This window comes from Ensifer sp. ENS02 (assembly GCF_014851885.1).
GTDB lineage: Bacteria > Pseudomonadota > Alphaproteobacteria > Rhizobiales > Rhizobiaceae > Ensifer > Ensifer adhaerens.
This window is the reverse complement of the sequence record NZ_JACVAO010000080.1, coordinates 1-439: the sequence shown is the minus strand read 5'-3', so window position 1 is coordinate 439 and position 439 is coordinate 1. Positions and strand designations below refer to the sequence as shown.

General features: G+C 58.8%; 1 protein-coding gene and 2 pseudogenes. All 3 read right to left on the bottom strand.

The window, feature by feature from the left end:
• A pseudogene (locus tag IB262_RS36835) lies at window positions 1-133 on the bottom strand (conjugal transfer protein TrbL); the annotation flags it as partial.
• Window positions 134-146: 13 nt separating this feature from the next.
• Entirely contained in the window at window positions 147-374 is a 228-nt protein-coding gene (locus tag IB262_RS35525) for a hypothetical protein (protein ID WP_192494590.1), read from the bottom strand.
• Window positions 364-439, bottom strand: a pseudogene (locus IB262_RS36830) (conjugal transfer protein); the annotation flags it as partial. The gene IB262_RS35525 and the pseudogene IB262_RS36830, both read right to left, overlap by 11 nt.

Below are 439 nucleotides of genomic sequence, written 5' to 3'. Positions count from 1 at the left end.
AGGCCACATATGCAATGAACATGATGGTGAGCAGCGGCACCACCTCGTCGCCAACGATCCCGTAGGCTCGCGAGGAGAAATTCGCACCGGTCTCTTCAATTCTGTCGAGCAGCGCCCCAAGGAAATCTTGCATCGTCGCAATCGTCCTATTCAGCCGTCATTGCGTCGATCGCCTCAAAGGCGGCTGCTGCGTCGCCGTTGATGCTCATCATCGGGCCACATTCGGGACGCGGATCCGGCGCGTAGGAGGTCAGGTTCGCAGGTCTCTTGCAAGGCGCGGTCTTTTCCTTCGCAGCTGTACCGCAGCCGGCGAGGCCGGCCGCGATCAGCAGAGGAAAAAGCACCTTCGCTGGTATGGTGATTTTACTGGTCACTGTAGCTGAGGGCCTTCTTGGAGTTGGAGATGTCGGTCAAGCGCCTTTGGTTGTCGGCCTGGAGA